This is a genomic window from Gemmatimonadaceae bacterium, from assembly GCA_016720905.1.
GTDB lineage: Bacteria > Gemmatimonadota > Gemmatimonadetes > Gemmatimonadales > Gemmatimonadaceae > Gemmatimonas.
The window spans coordinates 19,948-40,583 of sequence record JADKJT010000020.1 but is presented as its reverse complement, the minus strand read 5'-3'; the positions used below and the strand labels follow the sequence as shown (position 1 = coordinate 40,583).

Below are 20,636 nucleotides of genomic sequence, written 5' to 3'. Positions count from 1 at the left end.
TCAACGCGGCTTGGCGGCGGCGGTGCCCCACGTCACGGCGTGGCACTCGGCGCATTCGCGCTTGGGCTTGTGATTGAGTTGCTCGGCATGACACGTCAGGCACGTCGAGCGCGACGGCGGCAACGCCAGCACGGTCGCGTTCGTGTGGCATCCGGCGCCCGCGCACCCATCATGCGCGGCGCGCTGATGCGATGCTTTCGCCGGCTGGTGACAGGTGATACAGGCGCGATCGGCCGTGTGATGTTCGGTGTGACATGAGGTGCAGTCACGCGTCACGCCCAACAGGATGCCCGACGTATGGCACCCCTTGCACTCGAGATCGCGGTGCTGCTTGTGCACGAACGGCAGACTGCGCTGCTTGGCGGGGGTGTTGGCGCTGGTGCGCATGGTTACTGTGCGCATGATGGTCTTCGCCAATTGCGTGCGGGCGTCATGACAGCCTTCGCACGTGACGCTGCGTTCGGCCGAGTGATGGCACGCGGCGCATTCGGACTTGGTGCGGACCTTCAATGCGCCGGGCGCGAGCTTCTGGTCGTGGCAACCGGCACAGGCCAGCACCTTATGTGTCTTGTGCGAGAACGTCGGCGAGTCCTTGGGCGGTGCGGGTGCGGGTGGCTGCGTGGCGGCGACGCTCTGCTGAAAGGCCACCCGACGAAGCCGTGATGGATCGGGAACGGTTGGCGCGTGGAACGCGTGACGCACCCGCTGCAGGCGCGACGGATGACGGCCGCGGGCGCTGCCACTACCCGTCTCGGGTCGGCGATAGCCGATGGGTCGAGCCGTTGGTTTCGTGCCGAACATGTTGGTGTGGCAGTCGATGCACTCGCGTCCCTTCGGTTTCCACTCGTGCGGCTCATGGCATTCCCCGCACTTGCTGGAGGCATGGCCTTTGTTGCCCGCGTGGAACGGACTCTTCTTCTTCAGATCGACGTGGCAGCCGCTGGACGCGCACGATTCGTATGCCTGCTTGGGTTCGGTCTGCTTGTGCGGGTTGTGGCAAGTGCCGCACACGCCATTGTGGCCGCGGTCGTTCTTCGCTTCGAAGCCTTTCAGCTTGCTCTTCATTTCATGACAGCCGAAGCAGCTTTCCGGGCTGCCATTGGCAATCAGGTATTTCCGGGTGGAGTCCATCGAAATGTTTTCCGGCACCACGCGGGTGAACGTGTGGCAGCCGGTGCAATGCTGCGAGGTTTGCCCCGCCATCTTGCCCAGATTGATCTTGGTGTCCTTGGTGGCGTGGCAGTTGGTCTGCCCACACGTCTTGTCGACCGGCACGAAGCGATGCACTTCCTGTCCGTGACAGGTCACGCACGCCACGCCCTTGAGGGCCGACGAGTCGCTGTTCATGTGCAGCCGATGTCCGGCAGTGGCCACAATGCGCTTCCAACTGCTGTCGCTGGCGCTCTGCGCGTGGCACTCCTTGCAGACATTGGTGGGCACCTTGGAGTGCTTGGGAATGTCTTGCGGCTTCTCGGCCACCCAGGAGACCAACTGCTTGGCACTCACCAGCATGGATTGCCGGTGGCAATCGTGACACTGGAGTTTGCGGTGCTCCGAGCGCTGAAACGCCGTCCAGGCATCGCCCATGACGTGGCAGCCGACGCAGAAATCATTGTCGTGCTGCATGTAGTGGTTGCCGGCATAGCCCACGCCACCGGCACCCAGCAACATGAAGCCCGCGATACCGGCCAGCCCCGCCTTGTACCCGGAGGACTGCTGGCCAAGCCACGCGAATCCGATTTCGCGGCGCCGGTACAACCAGACCAGCACGGCGAGTCCAATCGCCGCGCCAATGACTGCGCCACCAACTTGCAGCCAGGTTGGCAGGTTGAAGGCGAGCTGAAAGGCCCTGCCCACAAATCCCGGTACCGGGTTCTTCACCACGACTTCGGCCGCGGTGCCGTGGACGGCCGTTTGCACCGCCTGCGAATCGGCCACGACAGCCGCTTGCCACGCCATTCCGACCATCAGCTGGTTCTCCTTGCGTCAACATTCGATCGACGAAAAACACACGCGCCGAGGAGCAGTATGATGCACTCCCCGGCGCGCGATGCCTACCGCTCCTCGACTACTTGCTCGAGGGCTTGTTCAGGTACGTGTTTTCCAGATTGATACCGGCCGTGATGGACAGCAGGTAGTCCTTCTTGAGCTGGGCGATGCTCGCCGTGAGCAGCGCTTCCATCAGGTAGGGGTTGTGCACCGTGTTGCCGGTCATGGCGCCCGTGGTCGGGTTGTACGCCGCCGCCGAATTGAAGGCCGAGCCTTCGCCCGTCGTGATCTTGTTGTCGGTGATGCTGAACTCGGTGGGGCGAGCGACCTTGGCCAATGCCACCAGGCGATTGACTTCGATGGCCAGATTCTTGATACGGAGTTCCGCCACATCCTTTGCCGTGCGCGCGGCCGACTGGCTACCATGGCATCCGCTGGCGGCGCAGGTCTTGAAGCTCTTCGACGTTTCGGCGCACGTCTGGGATACCGTAGGCGCTCCGTTCGCGTCAACGCATGGCGTCGGCAGGAAGCGGTGACCCGTGACGTTCTGCACGAAGGCACCGGTGGCATCGCTCACCGAGTACTTGGCCACGTGACAGCCGGCGCACAGTCGCGGATTTGCCGTGGAGCCGTGGGTGGTTTGAATACGCGCCTGGCCACCGGGGATTTCCATGCCCGGTGGCACCCAACCGGCTTCACCGGTAATGAACGCGCCCTCGGCCGAGTGCGGTCCGCGAGTGGACGTCGGATCCGGCACACTGCGCCGGTTGTGGCACTTCATGCACAGATTCTGTTCGGTGTTGTTGACGCTGATGGAGTAGCGCAACTGCGCCGGGTTGTTCTTGGCGTGCGGGTCGTGACAGATGGCGCAGGTGATGGTGAGCGTGTCGCCCGGGCCTTTGCCCTTCTCTTTGTAATTGGTGCGTTCGGCGATGCCCCAGTTCTTGAGGGCACCCTGACCGGTGTGACAGCCTTGGCAGTAGGCCGAGTCGGCCGAAACGCGCCACGCAGACGCCTTGGACAACGCCAGCGTGCCGTGACCAGAGAGCTTCCATTCATCGATGAACGGGTTGTGCACGCCGGAGTGACAGGCGCCGCAACCGTTGCTGAAGCCTGAACCCGGCTTCAACGACACGAGCGGGACGTTGGCCTTGGTGGGGTTGGAAATGTGCGTGAGGCCGGCGCCGTGGCAGGCTTCACATTGCACATCCTGATAGCGCGCCGACTTGGTGGTATTCCAGCCAGCCAGCGTATCGGCGGCACCGTTGCCGCGATTGTTTACCGAGTGACACGCCTCGCAATAGCCCTTCTTGCCGGCATTGGCCTGCAATGTGGCCCATGCATTGGCGTGCTTGGTTTCCTTCCACTCGCCGGCGACTTCCACGTGGCACGAGCCGCACGTGGTCTGCTTGGTGGTTTCGGATTGATAGCCGACAAAACCAGCCGCCGCGGAAACGGGTTCCGTGAACAGTGGCTTGTCCCGGTAGACGATCTTTTCGTCGGTACATCCACTGAGCGCGGCAACCGCGATCAATGTCACCAGCGAATGGCCTATCCAACGACTCGTATCACGCATTGTCCCCGCTCCGGTGTTTGTCGCTTCGTCAAATCGTGCGATGCAACCGTCATGGTTGAACACCCACGCCTATCCGTTGCCGTATTAGTACGGAGGACAATGGGAGTTGCGCAATAGGGATTCAATCAGGGATTCTCTCACACCCGCGAGTGAGAAACCGCTACAAAACGCCGGGATTTCACAAGCGTATTACCGGAGCGGAATACGTACGCAGGCCGACGTGACTTGGACGCGGGACGAAGCGCGAACACCCACCGCATCAGTCCGTCAAAAACTCACACGAAAGTATGAGATATGTCAGCAATGCGTGCGAGAATCGGGACCTGCATGAACGGCACACGCGGACCATGCGGTCCGAACGACGCGACGTTTACGGTGCCGTGGGGGGCGCGGTGGGCGCGAGCGGTTCGGTTGCGGTGGACTCGACTGCAACCGGTCGCGTCCACTTTCGTACCGCCATGGCAATGCCGCCGCCGCCGATGACGATGAAGAACACCGGCAGCCAATAGACCAGCAAATTGATGCCCTCGGCCTTGGGCTCAAGCAGAATCCACTGCCCGTACTTCTGCAGGAAGTAGTCGAGCACCTCCTGTTCACTCTTGCCGTTGTACAGCTGTTCGCGGACCAAGGTTCGCATTTGTGCCGACAGTTCAGCCGGCGAATCCTGGATGGACTCACCCTGACACACCGGGCACCGCAGTCGCGATGACACCATCTTGACCCGTGCGTCCAACACGGTGTCGACCCCGGGCGCTGGTGCGGAACTTGTTTGTAACGATTTCGCACTGTCGACCACGGTACCCTGCGCGTGCGTGGGACGCAGCGCCGCGCCGAGTGCCACGATACCAAGCAGGGTCCCGAGCGCGAGACGTCGCACGCGGTGGAACCGGGCGGTGGTCATGGCTTGGTCCCGGTGGGCGGCAGGGCGCGCGTCACCGGGACGTCGGTGGCCGGTGATGCAACGGCATCCGAATTGGCAGTCGTGAGCGAGTCGAGCAACTTGCTCAGCTCCATCACGCCGACGGGACCGGTGTACTTGTGGGCCACGCGGCCAGTTTGATCGATGACAAACGTCTCTGGAACACCGTACAATCCGTAGTCGATTGCGGCCCGTGCACCCGGGTCGGACAGTGCCGGATAGGCCTGTCCGCCCATGTCCTCGATCCACTTGATGCCGTTCTTCTCAAAGTCGTTGTAGAGCAACCCGTAAAAGCGCACACCCTTGGCACCGTAGCGATTGGCCACCAGGGACAAGGCCTCGTGTTCGTCGCGACAGGCGAGGCACCAGGACGCCCAGAAATTCACGATCACGACGTGTCCGCGCTGTTCCGCGAGGCGCACGGAGTCGCCCACCGTCATCCGCAGCACGGTGTCATTGCCCGGCGCAAACACGGCACGCGTAAAGACGGGTGCTTCACGGCCGGGCAGTGGCGACGGGATATTGCGCGGATCTCGCGTCATGCCGTACGACAGCAACGCAATAACCGGCACGCCGACACCGGCCGTCATGTAGAACGCACGTTTCCAGTTCATGAGCGGCGTCTCAACTTGTCACGGTGGGCAGGGGTTGGGCCTGCGTCGACGACATGGCGGTACCCGCGAATCCCACGCCCGCCGCGGGTGTCGGACTGGGAGCGGCGAATCCCACGCGCCGCGCAGAACGGCGCGATACCGGCCACGCCGACACAAATGCGCCCAGCGCCACGATGAGGCCTCCGAGCCAGATCCACGGGACGAACGGCTCGAGAATCACTCGCAACGTGGCCGACTGCCCATCAGGCGTGAACGCCATGAGGTTGATGTAGACGTCACCCGACGGTCGGCTGCGCACGGCCGGCGTGGGGACGGGCTGATCTTGCGAGCGATAGAAGTTCATGCGAGGGTCGAGCATGCCGACTACCGCGCCACCGCGCAGGATCTCCACGTCGGCGCCCACCACTTCACGTTGGGGTTCCTGCTTGCCCCAGAGCGACTTGAGGCGCACCGACAAATTGCCCTTGACCGGCATCACCTGACCGGGTTTGAGCGTGGCTTCACGTTCGAAGCGGAAGCTGGACGATGCCGTCACGCCAATCGCCACGGTGATGATACCGATGTGGGCGAGGAATCCACCGTATCGTCGCCGATTGGCTCCGACGAGTCGCACCAGAGCAACCGGCACGGCTTCTCCATGCGCGCGAACCCGCGCCATCGTGCCAATGCGATACTCACGCAGGTTGCACACGAGGGCAAAGCCCGCAAAGGCGAACGCCGCGATGCCGTACACGTCCCGCATGCCGAACACGAGCGCCAGCACGATGATGGACACCGCCACGACCGCCGGCCACACGAACAACTGCCGCAGTTGCTCGCGCGACGCGGCCTTCCACGGCAGCGACGGGCCGACACCCATGAGGAACAGCAAGCTGACCATGATCGGGATGGTCATCTTGTTGAAGAACGGCGCGCCCACGGTGACCTTCACGCCCTTGAACGCTTCCGCCACCAGCGGGAACAGCGTCCCCAGCACCACCACGAAGGTGAAGCCGGTGAGGAACAGATTGTTGAACAGGAACACGGTCTCGCGTGACGCCGCCGAATCCAGATGGCCATCGCTGCGCAGCTTCTCGCTGTTGCCCGCCACCAGGATCAGCGACGCGATCAGACACAGCGCGATGAAGGCGAGGAAGAAGTAGCCGATCGTACCGGTCGTGAACGCATGGACCGACGAAATAATGCCCGACCGCGTGAGGAACGTGCCGAGGATGGTGAGCAGGAACGTGGACACGATGAGGTTGACGTTCCATAGCTTCAACATCCCGCGTCGCTCCTGCACCATGACAGAATGCAGGAACGCGGTGGCCGTCAGCCACGGCATGAACGACGCATTCTCCACCGGATCCCACGCCCAGTAACCACCCCACCCCAGCACTTCGTACGACCACCACATGCCGGCAATGATGGCCATGGACAGAAAGGACCATGCGCTCAGCGTCCAGCGGCGCGTGAGCTTGATCCAGTCGTCGGAGTGAATTTCCCCTGACAACAGCGCGCCCACAGCGAAGGCGAACGGCACCGACATGCCGACGTAGCCCAGATACAGCAACGGCGGATGCACACCCATGAGGATGTGATTCTGCAGCAGCGGATTGGGACCGGGGCCGTCGGCGGGGGTCGGGCTGATCAGGTGCCAGGGATTGGCCGGACCCACCAACAGGATGTAGAAGAACAGGCAGATGGTGAGCAGGGCGACGGTGGACCATGGCACCAGATCGCCGATGCGCTTGCGATTGGTCCACACCACCACCGCACTGTACATCGCCAGCACCCAACCCCAGAACAGAATCGAGCCTTCAAGCGCGCCCCACAACGAAATCACCGTATAGAACACGGGCGTTGACCGGCTGCCCACCTGCGCCACGTAGCCGACGCTGAAGTCATGCGTGACGAGCGCGTACACCATGGCCGCGGTGGCTATGGTGAGCAGCACGAAATTGACGTACACCGCCTGCATCGCGCCAACCACCAGCGCCGGTTTCTTTCGAGTGAGGCCGATGATCGCCGAGGCGATGCCGTAGACCGACATCGCCAGCGCGATCCAAATCGTCGCCAGTCCAAGAATGCGGGTCACGCGCCGGAACTCCGGATCAACGTCTTGTCGAGCCGCGCCGGATGCTGGCCATCCGCCTTGGTGGGCGCGCGATACTCATTGGAGTGCTTGACCATCAGGCTGTGCGACTCGAATACGCCGCTGCGATTGTACTTGCCTTCCACCACCACGCCGATGCCGGCGCGAAACATCTGTGGCGGCGCACCGGTGGAATGCACCAGCACTTCCTTGGCGCCGTCGGTCACGCGAAAGCGCAGGTCAAGGGCGTCGGCATTCCACTGCACCGAACCGGGAACCACCTGGCCGCCCAAGCGTACCGGGCGGTCGAGTGCCTTCTCGCCTTTGGCCACGAGTTCGTTGGGCGTAAGGAAGTAGACCAGGTTCTCTTTCGACACCGCCGTACGCCAGGTAACCGAAGGCGCCCACCATGACCACCACGGCCGCGATGGCCAGTGGCTTCCGCGACGGATTGCGAGTGGGGGACACGGGGCCAGTGTCCAGGCCGGGTTCTGTGGTCGGGCTCATGAGTTGGATACCGAGTGAGTACGAGAAGCGCTGTTGCGACGGGCCATCAACACAAGACGAATGGTGTAGCCCACGATGACCACCCACGTGACGGAATAGGCCGCAATTACATACGGCCAGGAATTGGCTGCCATGCCGTTCATGAGCGGCCCCTCCTATTCAATGCGGCTTCGTCGAGCTGGCGTTCCAGCACGCGCTCGGCCAGCAGTCCGCGGTAGCGATACGAAATGAACACGATCAACATGAAGAGAAACGCGAAGGCGTTGGCGCGAAGGCCCATGGTATAAACCGGATCGAGCGTGCTGGGGGCCGATTGCATCTGGTGCAGCGTGCGCCACCACTTCACCGACATGTAGACGATGGGCACGTTGAGTGCGCCCAGGATGCCCACCGCGGCACTCCAACGGGCCCGTCGTTCGGGATCGTCGGTGAGACCGCGCAATGCCAGATACCCGACATACACCAGAAAGAGCACGGCGGTCGATGTCAGACGCGCATCCCACGTCCACCAGACGCCCCATGTGGGGCGACCCCAAATAGAACCCAGCGCGAGGGTGAGCCCGGTCAGCACGGCGCCTACTTCAGCGCCAGCGGCGGCCTGCAGGTCGGCGCGTTCATCTCGCTTCCATAGGTAGCGTACGCTCTGGATGAACACCCAGAGAAACGCGAGGAAGGCGTTCCAGGCGGCGGGCACGTGCACGTACATGATTTTCTGCAAGTGCCCCATGTCACGGTCAGGTGCCGAGGCCATGATGAAGTAGGCCTGCGAGGCAACGAGGGCGATCGGGGTCAGCCACGTCAGCGCCACCAGCCAGGTCGACCGGGGGGTGAGTACAAGCGGTGCGTGCGCTGTACGCGCCGCCGCACTGGAATTTCGCAGGGTTGTCTCAGACATAAGCGTCGTTTCTCATCCTTCGATGACGAATTGAAATGCCCACGTGGCGGCTACGATGAATATGACATCGAACGTCGCCAGCAGCCGGATGTACGCGCCACTGTCGCCCATGACGTCGCCAACCAGCAACGCGGCGGTCGCGCCGCTGGCTGAAATCAAGACCGGGACCAACATGGGAAAGAGCAGCAATGGCAGCAGCACTTCCCGCGACCGACTGCGGCTGGCCATGGCGGCGTACAGGGTGCCAAGCGCCACAAACCCGGTCGTGCCCAGAATCAGCACGCCCAGGACGGCCAGCCAGCGCTCCGGAAAGACCACATGATACAGCACGCCCGTCAAAGGAAGTGTGACCAACTCCACCATGAAGACGAAAGCGAGGTTGGCCAGTAGCTTGCCGACGTAGATGGCCCAGCGTTCGCCCGGGTACAGCAGCAATTGCTCAAGGGCGCCCGCTTCCAGCTCGAGTTGGTACGACCGATTGAAGGCCAGCACGCCGCTGAAGAGGATGGTCAGCCAGAGCACACCGGCGGCGGCGTTGCGGAGTCCTTCGGCATCAGGTCCGAGCGCGAATCCGAAGAACAGCAGGATCAGTCCGGCCATGGCGACCACGGCATTGAAATTGGACTTGGTCCGGCGTTCGGCCGTGATGTCTTTCCAGGCCACGGCGCGCACGCGATTCCAGTCGGCGAGGAGCGAGGCTGTGAGGGTGGAATTCGCCATTACTGGACACCCCCCAGCAAGCCATCGTGCATTTCGACGGTGCGATCGGGCAGTCCTTCGCCGCGCGACAGGTCGTGGGCCACCAGCAGGACGCTGCCGCCCCGGTCGCGGGTTTCCCGAATGAGCTCGTTCACCAGGCCGGCGCCCTGCGGATCGAGCGAATTGTAGGGCTCGTCAAGCAGGAGCACCTGCGGTTGAGGAGCAATCGTGCGATGGACAGTCGGCGCTGCATCCCCGACGACATGTTGCGGGCGCGTTCGTTATCCTTCGCGCCCCAGTCCCACGCGGTCGAGGGCGCGCTGCAGGGCGTGGGAGTCGGCGGAGGTGCCCAACATGCGGGCCGCGAATCGGAGATTTTCGGTGGCCGTGAGGTCGCCGTACACGCCGGGCTCGGTGGAGAGCAAGGCCACCATCGATCGAACGGCCTGCGGGTCCTTCACGATGTCCCGCCCGAACACCGCGCCGGTGCCACGGGTCGGGCGAACGGAGGTGGAGGCTACGCGCAGCAGCGTGCTCTTGCCGCTGCCATTGTGTCCGATGATCGCGAGAATCTCCCCCTGCGCCACAGAGATCGAAACGCCACGAAGCGCCCACCGTCGACCGAATCGATGGGCTATGTCGTCCAGTACTATCGCGGGTACGTCACTCAATGCAGCGGCATCCGGCGTGGAAGGGGTTCAGGCGTTCAGGTCGGATCGTACGACGGAAACCCGAGTGCGTCTATCAGGGATGTTTGAAGCGCCCGTCGGGGAAACCCGCCTAGCGACAATCAGATGCGGAAACTATACGTCGGGCACGATGGAAGCCCACGGGTGGATCCCAGTGATGGTCGGCTTCGGTCTGGGGATGAAGCATGCCCTGGAGCCGGATCATCTGGTGGCCGTCAGCACCCTGATGCGCGGGGAGTCGCGGCGGGGCCGACTGATGCAGCTGGGTGCGCTCTGGGGCGCTGGGCATTTGAGCACGGTGGCGCTTGGGGTGGGGATCCTGACGGCGCTGCGCATCACCTTGGTGGCTGATCATCTGGTGCTGTTTGAGGTGCCGGTGGCGGCCATGCTGATCGGGCTTGGACTTTGGACACTGGTGGGCGCCGCAGGCCAATCGGGGAATGACCCGAATAGAAGCCGACATGAAAACGCCGTGCGCAGCTCGCCGCGGCCGGCGTGGTGGAGCTATGCCGTGGGGTCGGTACACGGCCTCGCCGGCACCGGCGCGTTGGTGATCTTCGTAGCCGCGACATTCCCCGACGTTCCCACGGCCATCACATATGTCGTGCTGTTCGGGGTGGGCGCCATGCTGGGGATGGCCCTCATTACCTCGACGCTGGCCTATCCGCTGCGCGCGCTGGAGGGTCGGCCAACGCTCTATCGCATGGTGACCGCCGGTGCGGGCGGGCTGAGCGTACTGCTGGGCGTGTCGATTGTGATTGAGCTGGTGCGGATGCGGGGGTAGGGGGAGGGGGAGACGGGAGACGGGAAGACGGGAGACGGGAGACGTCCAGCCGGCTGAGTGTCTCCCGTCTTGCCGTCTCCCGTCTCCCGTCTTCACCCCACCGATCTTCCCGCTGCCACCGTCACCAACTCACCCCCACTGACGCGCGTACCCAGCGTCCCATTGTCGCGCCGCCTGGCAATTCAATGTGCCGGTTGTTGAACGCATTGAACACGTTCAGCTGCGCGCGGGTGTCGGCGCGCAGGATGCGCCGGGGGATTGGTGCGCTGACGTTCAGATCGACCACCGTATAGGTGGGTACGATGCCTTGCAGGTATGCCGGGGTGCTCTGGAAGAAAAATTTGCTCACGGAGATGGCCGACAGTTCGAGCGCCGATCCGGCGCGCCACCATTCGCGCCACTGTACGGCGCCCTTGTACTTGTGCGCGGGCGCATTGATCTGCGGTTCGTCGAGTCCCGTGAGTGCCCGCTGGAAGGCACCCGGCATCTGATACGAGGCGCTGGCCGTCGTTTGCCACCGCGCGTTGGGGGTCCACTCCAGTTGCAGGTCGGCCCCTTGTACCGGCAGACGGCCGTAATTGGTGTACGAAAAGGTGATCTCGGTGAGCGGGCGCTGGGTGAGCGGATCGATCGCGAAGATGCCGCGTGCGGGGTCGTTGATCCGCGTCTGACGCGAGATGTAGTTGGTGAATGTCGACGCATACACCGTGACGTCGGTCGTCACCGTGCGATGTGGCGTGCCGCGCCAACCCACTTCCACGCTGCGCACTTCCAGTGGGCGCAACGGTTCGAGTGCGGCGGTCACCGCGCCCGACGTGGGGGCCGTGAACTGCCACCCCAGCCGGTTGCCGCGAATGACCAACGGCAGCGTGCCTGCGCGCCCGATGGGCGACCGTGCGTACAGCAAGTACGTGTTCGGACTGTTGAACGCCTGATTGTACGACACGCGTAACACATTGCCGCGCGGCAACGTGAACGACAGGGAGGCCTTGGGACTCACCCGGGACTCCAGATCGCTGTGCGAGTCGTATCGACCCACGACCGTGAGTCGCACGTTGTGGATGGACAGGTTGTCGTATCCCAGATACGCGCCCGTCTCGCGGATGCGCACAGGGGCATCGGTTCCCGCGCTGTTCACGCTGTCCGTGAGGTATGTGCCGCCCGAGTAGGGTCGAGCCACCCGCGACATGGCGCCCGCCGTGAAGAAGTGGCGGCTCCCGACGTGCGCGGTGTACTGCGCCTCGGCGTCGAATCGATCACCGCGATCGACGAACAGCGCACCGGCCATCGCCCGGTTATACGTCAACGGGGGCTGGCTCCCAGGCTGTTGCTGCTTGCCGCGCGCCATGTTGTCGAGATAGTACGAGTCGCCCGCGTCGTTCGCGGTGTAGTTGCCCTGCACGAACAACGATCCGCCCAGCACATTGCCCAACTGGGCCCGCAGCTGCTGGTAGTGATTGCGCCAGCCTTTCACCTGGATGCGCCCGGCCACGGACACATTGATGTAGTTGGACTCCTGCAGTCCGGTGGAGAACGCCACGGAGCGTCCGGTGCGCGGGTACCAGTAGAATGTGGCCCCCGTGGAAAGCGTCGACACCTGCGGCTCCGGATCGTCATACGCGCTGTCCGGTGCGACCAGGCCGGCAATCTTGATGCGCGTGGTGAAGTCGTTGGCCTGGAAGGATTCGGCGCTGATTTTGTAGCCAAACTGCTGACCCAGCATACCGGCCAATCGCGCGTCGATGCGCGCCGACGTGCGGTCACCGAACGCCATGGAGACGGATTGTCCGGGGTACTGACGCGGATCTTTCGTGACCACGTTGATCACGCCTTGGGCGGCGTTGGCACCATACAACGCTGACGCGGCGCCGGTGATGACCTCGATCTGCGCGACGTCGTTCTGCGTGACGGGGACCATGCCGGGCAGCGTCGTGCCAAGACCGGGCAGTGTGGCCAGACGTCCATCGATGAGGAACAGCATGTTGGTGGCGAACGCATTCGGCCAGCCGCGCGCATTGGGTTGTTGCTGGCCCAACCCGGTGCTGAAGAAATCGAGCCCGGGCACTTGTCGCAGCGCGCCAAACACCGTGGACTCGGCGCGTCGCTGAATCTGCTCCGCCGGAATGACGGACGCGCTCACGTCGGAATCGGCCGCGCGCTCCAGACGACGCGAACCGGACACCACGATGACGTCGGCTTTCGCGGCGAGAAGAGCCAGCGACAGATCGAGCGTGAGCGTCTGGTCGCTGACGACCTGCACCACGGGCACATTGGCGGTCGCGTAGCCGATGCGGCTGGCTTCGAGGGCATAGCGACCCGCCGGCACGTGGGTGAGCGCATACACGCCGTCCGCGTCGGCGGCGACACCGGCGGCGACGCGCCCCTGGTCGTCACGCAACACCACATGCGCAAACCCCACGCCCTCGTGCGTGCGCGCGTCGCTGACGCGCCCCGCACGCTTCCGCCCTGCTGGGCGCCGGCCAACGAATACGGGATGACGAGCGCGCACATCAGCAAAGCCATCCGACGCAACACCATATGGTACATGGAATACTCCCAAGAGGAACGGGACGTGGTCAACGTGAAGCACGCAGGGCGTGCGCCAGGGCCAGCCCGCCAATGAACAGCAGACCGAATTGCGTGTGGATTTGGACGCTCAGGAACCAGGCGCCGTTCAGCACCACCGGATCGCGCTCGCGAATCACCGTGCGCGTTTGCGCAATGGCCCTGGGCACGGTGATAAGCGTGAGCAGCACCGGCCATGGCAGCAACGAGCGCGCGACGCCAACCACCACCGCGAGATACGCAGTGGCATCCATGGCCACCAGCAACCACCCCGCGCGCTGTCGACCGAGGGCGATGCTCAGCGTGCGCTTGCCATGCGCCACGTCGCTGGCGAAATCGCGAATATCGTTGACATGCATGATGCTGGCGGCCAGCAATCCGATGGGCAGCGATGCCAGCACGGCGTTCGTCGACACGGACCCGCTTTGTACCCAATACGTGCCGATCACCATGACAGGCCCCATGAACAGAAACACCGTGATCACGCCAAGACCCAGATAAGCCAGTCGCACTGGCGGCGCGCCATAGAAGTACCCGGCGAGCAAGCCGGGCACGCCCATGGCCAGAATGCGCCATCCGAACATCGCCGTGAGCGCGATACCTGCCACCAGACCAACCGCAAAACAGGCCAGCGCCGCCGAGTGCACCGACGCTGGCGCGAGGTGCCCAAGTCGTACCGGAGCTGCGGATCCCTGTGGATCGAACGGGGTGCCGCCGGAGCGCGGGCTTGTCGATTTGTAGTTGTAGAACACATTGGTCAGGTTGGTCCCCGCTTGCACGGAGACCGCGCCCAGCCACGCGAAGCACAAGCCGGCGAGATTGACATGCCCTTGCCACAGCGCGACGGCGCCACCCGCGAGCACGCAGATCGATGAAATCCAGAGCGATTTGACGCGCATCGCCTGCAAATACAGTGCGGCTCGTCCCACGGTGCCTACCGACGCGCCAAGCGGCGCGGTACGCGAATTCTCCATGCTACCGAAGATCCGGTGCGGTCGACGCCCGATCCAGCAGGGCATCGGGCGACTTGTGTAGGGCAAGACCTGACTCTCGGCCGGTGCGGCATTCCCCTACGAGAGGTCGCGAAGCCCCTGAGCGCATTCGATGCCGACCACGCGCATGGTTCATTGCAGGTACTCGCGGATCCCGTTGAGTGTGGCCCAAGCGACATCATGCCCAAACGCGCACATCAGCACGAGGAACAACGGTCAGAGTCGGCGCTTGAGGCGTTGCTGCACGTCGAGAGTGCGGTCGCTGCACGGTTGGAGCGTGCCCGCGCCGACGCCGCGAGCGTGCTGGCTGACGCGGCGGTCGCCGTTGCGGACTGCGCGCAACAGGCGGAGGCCGCGTTGGCGCTTGAACTCGCGGCGTTGGACGCCGCCCACGCGCAGGCGCTGACTGCGATCGCGCGCGAGGTTGCACAATCGGCCGCCGATCAGGTGGTCCGCTATCGCAGCGTATCCGCCGATGACACCGCGCGCCTGGCTGCGGTGGTGTTGGCGGATGTCACCGGACTCACCGCGCCGAATCGCGCAGCGTCAACGGTTCCATGATCATCCCCATGGCGCGCATCCGTGTGCTCGGACCACGCGACGAACTGGACTCCACGCTCGCGGTCGTGCAGAACGCCGATGTGTTGCATCTGGCCCAGGTGGCCGTTCAGCCGGGCATCCACCCCGCACGGCTGGACGCGCGACGTGAGCGGCGTCGGCAGCAATTGCTGCGTGTGATCGGTGATGTGTCGGCGGTACTGCAGGGCGATGACGCAGTGGCCAGTCGCGGTGCCCGCGAGCCACCATCCACGGCGCAGCTGGCGACCTGGGCCCGCGAAGCGAATCGCGTTCGACGGGATGTGCAGCGATTGACGGATCGCGAGCGGGCGCTGGACGAAGAGCAGGCGCTGGTCTCGCGATACCGCGGATTCCTTACGGCCGTACAGCCGATGGTGCGCCGCATCGCGCTGACGCCCCGGCTCACCTCGCGCATTGTGGTGGTTCCGGCGGCCTTGCGCGGAACCATCGACACACTGGCCGACCTGCTGCGCGCCGAGATTGGCGAGGAGTTTGCGCTCGACATGCGTCCGCTGGCCGACGGTGACCTGGCGGTGCTGCTGGCGTTGCCGCGCGACTTCAGTGAGCGGCTTGACGCGCGTCTGGCGGAGGCGCGCGTGCCGGAAGTATCGCTCCCCGATGCGTATCGCGGCTTGCCGCTGGAACAGGCCATTCCGCGCATGATCGCGCGTGGCAGCGAGATCTCGCAGTTGATTGCAGACGCCGGTCGCGAACGCGAGCAGCGTGTCAACGCGAGTCGCCCCATGTTGCGTCAGGCGCGACAGTCCATCCATGACTGGCTTCGCGAGACCGAGGCGCACGAAAAGTGCGCGGTCACACCACACGCGTTTGCCATCGAAGGCTGGATACCCGAGCACCGCACCGCCGCGCTGGTGCGGTACCTGGCACGGGCCGGCGGCCCCGCCGTGACGGTGGAGACGATCGGGCGCGAGGCGTGGTCGGCTGACGACGCGCCGGTCATGCTGTCGAATCCGCGCTTCTTTCGACCGTTCGAGGCGCTGATCGCCCTCATGCCACTGCCCGCGTATGGATCAATCGATCCCACGCCGTACGTGGCGGTGCTCTTCCCGATGATCTTCGGCATGATGCTGGGCGACGTGGGGTACGGCGTGCTACTGGCCATGCTGGCGTTTGTGCTGCACCGGCGCTCAAAACCCGGATCGGTGCAACGCACGCTGGCGGAAGTGGCCGGCCCGTGCGCGGCGTTTGCGATCATCTTCGGCGTTCTGTTCGGCGAGTACTTCGGCGATGCGGCGCACCGGTTGTTTGGCGTGCAGCCCGTGCTGTTCGATCGCGCGGAGGCCGTGCTGGCGGCGCTGGCGGTCGCTATCGGGCTGGGCGTGGTGCATGTGGTGCTCGGCCTCATCCTCGGTGCCGTCAGCAAAGTGCGTCATGAACCGCGACATGCCGTGGGCAAGGGCGTATCGGCACTGATGGTGCTGCTGGTGGTCGGCGCCTTGCTGGCGGCCTTCGAAGTATTGCCCGTGGCGTTGTTCACGCCGGCGGTGATAGCCCTGTTGGTGGCGTTCCCCATGCTGATCGCGACGGAGGGGCTGATTGCGCCGGTGGAGTTTCTGGCCACCCTCGGCAACGTGCTGTCCTACGCGCGCATCATGGCGGTGGGAACGGCCTCGGTGATGCTGGCGGTGGTGGCCAACCAGATGATCGGCACGTTGGGCAGTACGGCGGTCGGGCTGGTGTTCGCGCTGCTGTTTCATCTGGTGAACTTCGCGATCGGGTTGTTCACACCGGCCATTCATGCGTTGCGTCTGCACTATGTGGAGTTTTTCGGGAAGTTCTACAGCCCCGGTGGCCATCCGTACGAACCGTTCGGTCGCTGGACACCTTCACCGGGGCAATGACCCCACGGAGATGTTATGAACGTGATGTGGAGTGTTATCAGCGCAGCAGCGGTGTTGAGTATCGCGGCCCTGGCCACCGCGTGGGCCCAATCCAAAATCGGAGCGGCGGGAGCCGCGACGTTGGCGGAAAAGCCGCAGTTGGCCACCACGATCATCATTATGCTGGCGATTCCCGAGACGATGGTGATTCTCGGATTCGTGGTGGCGGTGCTGATCATCCTGCGCGGCACCGGCGGATGACCCATCCGGTTGGGGAGGATCTGCTGTCACGATTGCAGCGAGAGGCGGACGCGGCGGTGGCGGCGTGTGCCATGACCGCCGACGCCCAGGCCGTCGCACTTCGCGAGGCGGCCGAGCGTGACGCTGAGATTCGTCGACACGCCGCGCTGACGATACGGGCACAGGCGCACGAGCACGCACAGGCGGCCGCGAAAGCCGTTGCGCAACAGGCCGCCGTGCGCGACACGCTGCAGGCGCGCGAGGAAGCGGTGACGCGTGTACTGGACGCGGTCGTGGTGGCATCCAACGCTCTGAGCACCCACCCCGATCTGGCCGGTCTGCTGCACGCCGATATCACGCGTGCCATACCGTGCCTCCCCGACGGTCCGGTGACCGTGCGCTGCCCGCCGTCCATCGAGCGGGTAACGCGCGAGGCCGCCGCGCAGATCGACGCGGTGCGGACGACGGTGATGGTCGATCCGTCCATGACGCTCGGGATCATCGCACAGTCGAGCGACGGTCGGGTGGAAGTGAACGCCACGATGGCGCGACGGATCAGCAGTGAGCGCCCGCGTCTGGCGATACGCATTGCACGCCTGCTCGCGGAGTCGTTTGCATGACGGACTACAGCGACCTCGTGGCGCGCGCGCGCGGGTTGTCCGGGCATCTGTTGCCTGCCGAACAGCTGGTGTCGCTGTGCAGTTGTCCGGCTACGCAGCTTCCCGCGCAACTGGCGACGCTCGGTGCCATTGCGCCGGACGCCATGGTGCGCGAATCCGATGGTCGGCAGGATGTACACGGCCTCGAACGCGCGCTGCGCGATCGCGAGGCGCAGCGATTGCAGATTCTGGCGCGCTGGAGCGGGACACGGTACGACACGCTGGCGGTGCTGTTCGACGAAGAGGACATGCGGTCGCTGCGCGCACTGGTGCGGGCGATCGTCTCGGGTGTCGCCCCGGAAGACCGCGCCACCGGGCTGATCGCCACACCGGGGTTGCCGACCCGTGCCCTGCATGCGCTGGCATCGAGCGGTGACGTGGCCAATGTCGCGTCGCTCTTGGTGGCGTGGCAGAACCCATACGGGTCGGCCATGGCGGTGGAGGCGGCGCGGGCACGCCCCGAATTGCTGCGGTACGATGTGGCGTTGGCGCGGGTGTTTGCCGATCGCGCACGCAAGGCCTCGCGTCACAACAGCATGCTGCGGCACTATGCGGAGCGCGTGATCGACCTGGCAAACCTGTGGACCGCGCTGGTGCTGGCCGATCACAGCACGGATGTCGATGTGGCGTCGTTGTTCGTGGAAGGCGGAACGCTTGTGCGTGCGTCTGATCTGGCGCTTGCCGTGAGTGCGGCGCGACGGGAGCCGCTGGTGACGCGTTTACTCCCGCGTGTGGCGGGCACGCCACTGGCGTCGGCACTTGCTGTGGATGATGGACGCGACGCCGAAGACTGCGCGCTCGAGGCACTGGTTGTCGAGTTCCGCGCACTGGCCCGACGTGAACCCACCAGTGTGGCGCCGGTGATCGCGTTCGTGCTGCAACAGCGCGCGGAACTGCGCACGCTGCTGCGCATCGTGTGGAGCGTGTCGCTAGGCGTCCCATCGGCGATGATTCGTCGTTCGGCTGGAGTGGCCGCATGAAACTCCTTGTGCGCGCCGCCACGTCGCCGGCACTCGCCCCGGGCCTTCGACTGGCCGGGTTGCTGGTCGACGAGATAAGTCCCGGTGATGAGGCGACGACCGTGGGGGAGCGGCTCGAACTGGCCGCCAATCGTGCAGATACCGGAATTCTTCTCATCGAGCACACCGTGTTTGACGCGGCGCCCGACGTGATCAAACGTGCGCTGGAGAAGCGCGCCCTGCCGATCATCGTGCCCATACCGGGTGCGGCCTTTGTGCCAGCGGAGCGGGGTGCAGAAGACTACATCCTCGACCTGCTGCGACGGGCAATCGGTTATCGGGTGCGACTGCAATGACGACGCACGCGGCTTCAACGCCTGTCGCGCCCGCGCGTATTGTGCGCGCCGCCGGCTCGCTGGTGGAGGCATCGCCCATGCAGGCGGCGCTGTTTGAAATCGCGTTCGTGGGCGAACGGCGGCTGCTGGGCGAAGTGGTTCGGCAACGCGGCGATGTGACCACGCTGCAGGTGTACGAGGACACGACGGGTCTGGCCATCGGTGAACCGGTGGAAGCCGCCAACGTGTCGCTCACGGCGCAACTCGGGCCCGGATTGCTGGGAGCTGTGCTGGATGGCGTCGGGCGTCCGTTGGCCCGGGTGGCCGATGCCACCGGTGATTTCATCGCCCCGGGCGCGCGGGCCGACATGCTTGATCGCGATCGGCGCTGGCATTTCGATGCCGCACGGCATGTCGGCGACGTTGTGCGTGCTGGTGACGTGCTGGGCACGGTCGCCGAGGGCACGATGACGCATCACATTCTGGTGCCACCGGGCGTGTCCGGTACCATCGCGGCGCTCGACTCCGGCGACTACCGCGTGATCGATCCCCTTGGGACGTTGACCGACGGCACCGCGTTGCGCCTCTCGCACGCGTGGCCGGTGCGGACGCCGCGTCCGGTCATCGAGCGACTGCCGTCGTCTCGGCCATTTGTCACTGGACAACGCGTGTTCGACCTGTTCTTTCCGGTTGCCGAGGGCGGCAGTGCCGCCGTGCCTGGGGGATTCGGCACTGGCAAGACCATCATCGAGCAGTCGCTGGCCAAATACGCCGAAGCCGATGTGGTGGTGTATGTCGGATGCGGAGAGCGCGGCAACGAGATGACCGACGTGCTCACCGAGTTTCCCGAGCTGATCGATCCGCGCACCGGGCAACATGTGATGGACCGGGCGGTGTTGGTGGTGAATACGTCAAACATGCCGGTCGCCGCGCGCGAGGCGTCGATCTACCTCGGCGTGACCATTGCCGAGTATTTCCGCGATCAGGGGCAGCGCGTGGCGCTGATGATCGACTCGACGTCACGCTGGGCGGAGGCGTTGCGCGAGATGGGCGCGCGTCAGCAGGAGATGCCGGGTGAGGAGGGCTATCCCACCTATCTCGCCAGTCGACTGGGACAGTTCTTTGAACGCGCCGGCTGTGCCCGTGTGCTGGGCACGCCAGCGCGCGAAGGAGCCGTCACGATTCTTGCGGCCATTTCGCCGCCCAGCGGCGACTTCTCCGAGCCCGTGACGCAGGCGGCCTTACGGGTGACCGGCGCGTTGTGGGCGCTCGATCCCGCGTTGGCGCATCAGCGTCATTATCCGGCGGTGGATTGGGACACGAGCTTCTCGTTGTACGCGAACTCGGTGTCGGCGTGGTTTGACGAACACGGGGGCGCGGGTTGGGCGCGGATGCGCGGCGAACTGCTGGCGTTGCTCCAACAGGAGCGCGAACTACGGGATATCGCGGGGCTGGTGGGTCCGGATGCGCTGGAGGATCACGATCATCTGGTGATGGATACGGCGGCGATGGTGCGCGAGGTGCTGTTGCGACAGAATGTGTTCAACACGGCGGATGCGATCTCCTCGCCGCAGAAGACGTGGCAGATGGCGCAGGCCGCACTGGAGACGTTGCGCGCCGGTGAAGCGCATCTGGCGGGCGGCAAGCCCTTTGCGCAGTTCGACCTCGTGCCGGCGCGACGCGCGCTGATTGCGCTGCGCGATGGAGCAACCGTATGACC

General features: G+C 64.7%; 20 protein-coding genes and 1 pseudogene. 8 read left to right on the top strand and 13 right to left on the bottom strand.

Going from position 1 to position 20,636, the window contains the following annotated elements; translation table 11 throughout:
* From IPP90_15270 to IPP90_15220, 11 genes and pseudogenes are all read right to left on the bottom strand, one after another.
* Complete coding sequence (locus tag IPP90_15270; protein ID MBL0172051.1) at positions 1-1,968, bottom strand: hypothetical protein; 1,968 nt, start codon at positions 1,966-1,968, stop codon at positions 1-3.
* A gap of 100 nt (positions 1,969-2,068) precedes the next feature.
* A complete protein-coding gene (locus IPP90_15265; GenBank protein ID MBL0172050.1) occupies positions 2,069-3,565 on the bottom strand; it encodes a hypothetical protein in 1,497 nt (498 codons plus the stop codon).
* Between the two features lie 370 nt (positions 3,566-3,935).
* A complete protein-coding gene (locus tag IPP90_15260) occupies positions 3,936-4,466 on the bottom strand; it encodes a cytochrome c-type biogenesis protein CcmH (GenBank protein ID MBL0172049.1) in 531 nt (176 codons plus the stop codon).
* Positions 4,463-5,098 carry a redoxin domain-containing protein gene (locus tag IPP90_15255; GenBank protein MBL0172048.1) on the bottom strand — a complete coding sequence of 212 codons (636 nt, stop codon included), beginning with the start codon at positions 5,096-5,098 and terminating at the stop codon, positions 4,463-4,465. The genes IPP90_15260 and IPP90_15255 overlap by 4 nt, the downstream gene beginning before the upstream one ends.
* A 10-nt stretch (positions 5,099-5,108) precedes the next feature.
* Positions 5,109-7,175 carry a heme lyase CcmF/NrfE family subunit gene (locus IPP90_15250; protein MBL0172047.1) on the bottom strand — a complete coding sequence of 689 codons (2,067 nt, stop codon included), beginning with the start codon at positions 7,173-7,175 and terminating at the stop codon, positions 5,109-5,111.
* Positions 7,172-7,679: pseudogene (locus IPP90_15245) on the bottom strand (cytochrome c maturation protein CcmE). The gene IPP90_15250 and the pseudogene IPP90_15245 overlap by 4 nt, the downstream one beginning before the upstream one ends.
* Positions 7,676-7,822: a CcmD family protein gene (locus tag IPP90_15240; GenBank protein MBL0172046.1), complete on the bottom strand. Its 147-nt coding sequence runs from the start codon at positions 7,820-7,822 to the stop codon at positions 7,676-7,678. Before IPP90_15240 ends, IPP90_15245 begins: the two are co-directional and overlap by 4 nt.
* Positions 7,819-8,574 (bottom strand): cytochrome c biogenesis protein CcsA, encoded by a 756-nt coding sequence (gene ccsA / locus IPP90_15235; protein MBL0172045.1) that lies wholly within the window; start codon positions 8,572-8,574, stop codon positions 7,819-7,821. Before ccsA ends, IPP90_15240 begins: the two co-directional genes overlap by 4 nt.
* Positions 8,575-8,586: 12 nt before the next feature.
* Complete coding sequence (locus tag IPP90_15230) at positions 8,587-9,294, bottom strand: heme exporter protein CcmB (GenBank protein MBL0172044.1); 708 nt, start codon at positions 9,292-9,294, stop codon at positions 8,587-8,589.
* The gene (locus tag IPP90_15225; protein ID MBL0172043.1) at positions 9,294-9,482 is read right to left on the bottom strand and encodes a hypothetical protein; all 189 of its coding nucleotides are present in this window, start codon (positions 9,480-9,482) and stop codon (positions 9,294-9,296) included. The genes IPP90_15230 and IPP90_15225 overlap by 1 nt, the downstream gene beginning before the upstream one ends.
* Positions 9,483-9,554: 72 nt before the next feature.
* Positions 9,555-9,944: an ATP-binding cassette domain-containing protein gene (locus IPP90_15220; GenBank protein MBL0172042.1), complete on the bottom strand. Its 390-nt coding sequence runs from the start codon at positions 9,942-9,944 to the stop codon at positions 9,555-9,557.
* Positions 9,945-10,119: 175 nt separating this feature from the next.
* Here IPP90_15220 and IPP90_15215 point away from each other — a divergent pair, with 175 nt between their 5' ends.
* Entirely contained in the window at positions 10,120-10,746 is a 627-nt protein-coding gene (locus tag IPP90_15215) for a hypothetical protein (GenBank protein ID MBL0172041.1), read from the top strand.
* A 121-nt stretch (positions 10,747-10,867) separates the two neighbouring features.
* Here IPP90_15215 and IPP90_15210 read toward each other — a convergent pair whose 3' ends face one another.
* Both IPP90_15210 and IPP90_15205 read right to left on the bottom strand, forming a co-directional pair.
* Entirely contained in the window at positions 10,868-13,255 is a 2,388-nt protein-coding gene (locus IPP90_15210) for a TonB-dependent receptor (protein ID MBL0172040.1), read from the bottom strand.
* Between the two features lie 67 nt (positions 13,256-13,322).
* Positions 13,323-14,285 (bottom strand): prenyltransferase, encoded by a 963-nt coding sequence (locus IPP90_15205; protein MBL0172039.1) that lies wholly within the window; start codon positions 14,283-14,285, stop codon positions 13,323-13,325.
* 198 nt (positions 14,286-14,483) lie between these two features.
* On the opposite strand from IPP90_15205, the gene IPP90_15200 reads away from it, so the two are divergent.
* The 7 genes from IPP90_15200 to IPP90_15170 are packed head-to-tail and all read left to right on the top strand — an operon-like array spanning position 14,484 to position 20,634.
* Positions 14,484-14,864 (top strand): hypothetical protein, encoded by a 381-nt coding sequence (locus tag IPP90_15200; GenBank protein MBL0172038.1) that lies wholly within the window; start codon positions 14,484-14,486, stop codon positions 14,862-14,864.
* Positions 14,861-16,744: a hypothetical protein gene (locus tag IPP90_15195; GenBank protein ID MBL0172037.1), complete on the top strand. Its 1,884-nt coding sequence runs from the start codon at positions 14,861-14,863 to the stop codon at positions 16,742-16,744. The genes IPP90_15200 and IPP90_15195 overlap by 4 nt, the downstream gene beginning before the upstream one ends.
* 15 nt (positions 16,745-16,759) lie before the next feature.
* A complete protein-coding gene (locus tag IPP90_15190) occupies positions 16,760-16,984 on the top strand; it encodes an ATPase (GenBank protein MBL0172036.1) in 225 nt (74 codons plus the stop codon).
* Positions 16,981-17,583: a hypothetical protein gene (locus tag IPP90_15185; GenBank protein ID MBL0172035.1), complete on the top strand. Its 603-nt coding sequence runs from the start codon at positions 16,981-16,983 to the stop codon at positions 17,581-17,583. Before IPP90_15190 ends, IPP90_15185 begins: the two co-directional genes overlap by 4 nt.
* Positions 17,580-18,602: a V-type ATPase subunit gene (locus IPP90_15180; protein MBL0172034.1), complete on the top strand. Its 1,023-nt coding sequence runs from the start codon at positions 17,580-17,582 to the stop codon at positions 18,600-18,602. Before IPP90_15185 ends, IPP90_15180 begins: the two co-directional genes overlap by 4 nt.
* Positions 18,599-18,937, top strand: a complete 339-nt coding sequence (locus tag IPP90_15175; protein ID MBL0172033.1) for a V-type ATP synthase subunit F — start codon at positions 18,599-18,601, stop codon at positions 18,935-18,937. The genes IPP90_15180 and IPP90_15175 overlap by 4 nt, the downstream gene beginning before the upstream one ends.
* Entirely contained in the window at positions 18,934-20,634 is a 1,701-nt protein-coding gene (locus IPP90_15170) for a V-type ATP synthase subunit A (protein ID MBL0172032.1), read from the top strand. Before IPP90_15175 ends, IPP90_15170 begins: the two co-directional genes overlap by 4 nt.
* Positions 20,635-20,636 lie beyond the last annotated feature (2 nt).

Excerpts from the sequence above, each read along its gene's own strand:
- IPP90_15260 (MBL0172049.1), bottom strand. The coding sequence starts at position 4,466 with ATGACCACCGCCCGGTTCCACCGCGTGCGACGTCTCGCGCTCGGGACC.
- IPP90_15180 (MBL0172034.1), top strand. The coding sequence starts at position 17,580 with ATGACGGACTACAGCGACCTCGTGGCGCGCGCGCGCGGGTTGTCCGGG.
- IPP90_15170 (MBL0172032.1), top strand. The coding sequence starts at position 18,934 with ATGACGACGCACGCGGCTTCAACGCCTGTCGCGCCCGCGCGTATTGTG.
- IPP90_15205 (MBL0172039.1), bottom strand. The coding sequence starts at position 14,285 with ATGGAGAATTCGCGTACCGCGCCGCTTGGCGCGTCGGTAGGCACCGTG.
- IPP90_15215 (MBL0172041.1), top strand. The coding sequence starts at position 10,120 with ATGGTCGGCTTCGGTCTGGGGATGAAGCATGCCCTGGAGCCGGATCAT.
- IPP90_15175 (MBL0172033.1), top strand. The coding sequence starts at position 18,599 with ATGAAACTCCTTGTGCGCGCCGCCACGTCGCCGGCACTCGCCCCGGGC.
- IPP90_15255 (MBL0172048.1), bottom strand. The coding sequence starts at position 5,098 with ATGAACTGGAAACGTGCGTTCTACATGACGGCCGGTGTCGGCGTGCCG.
- IPP90_15240 (MBL0172046.1), bottom strand. The coding sequence starts at position 7,822 with ATGAACGGCATGGCAGCCAATTCCTGGCCGTATGTAATTGCGGCCTAT.
- IPP90_15195 (MBL0172037.1), top strand. The coding sequence starts at position 14,861 with ATGATCATCCCCATGGCGCGCATCCGTGTGCTCGGACCACGCGACGAA.
- ccsA (MBL0172045.1), bottom strand. The coding sequence starts at position 8,574 with ATGTCTGAGACAACCCTGCGAAATTCCAGTGCGGCGGCGCGTACAGCG.
- IPP90_15190 (MBL0172036.1), top strand. The coding sequence starts at position 16,760 with ATGAACGTGATGTGGAGTGTTATCAGCGCAGCAGCGGTGTTGAGTATC.
- IPP90_15270 (MBL0172051.1), bottom strand. The coding sequence starts at position 1,968 with ATGGTCGGAATGGCGTGGCAAGCGGCTGTCGTGGCCGATTCGCAGGCG.
- IPP90_15200 (MBL0172038.1), top strand. The coding sequence starts at position 14,484 with ATGCCCAAACGCGCACATCAGCACGAGGAACAACGGTCAGAGTCGGCG.
- IPP90_15265 (MBL0172050.1), bottom strand. The coding sequence starts at position 3,565 with ATGCGTGATACGAGTCGTTGGATAGGCCATTCGCTGGTGACATTGATC.
- IPP90_15230 (MBL0172044.1), bottom strand. The coding sequence starts at position 9,294 with ATGGCGAATTCCACCCTCACAGCCTCGCTCCTCGCCGACTGGAATCGC.
- IPP90_15185 (MBL0172035.1), top strand. The coding sequence starts at position 16,981 with ATGACCCATCCGGTTGGGGAGGATCTGCTGTCACGATTGCAGCGAGAG.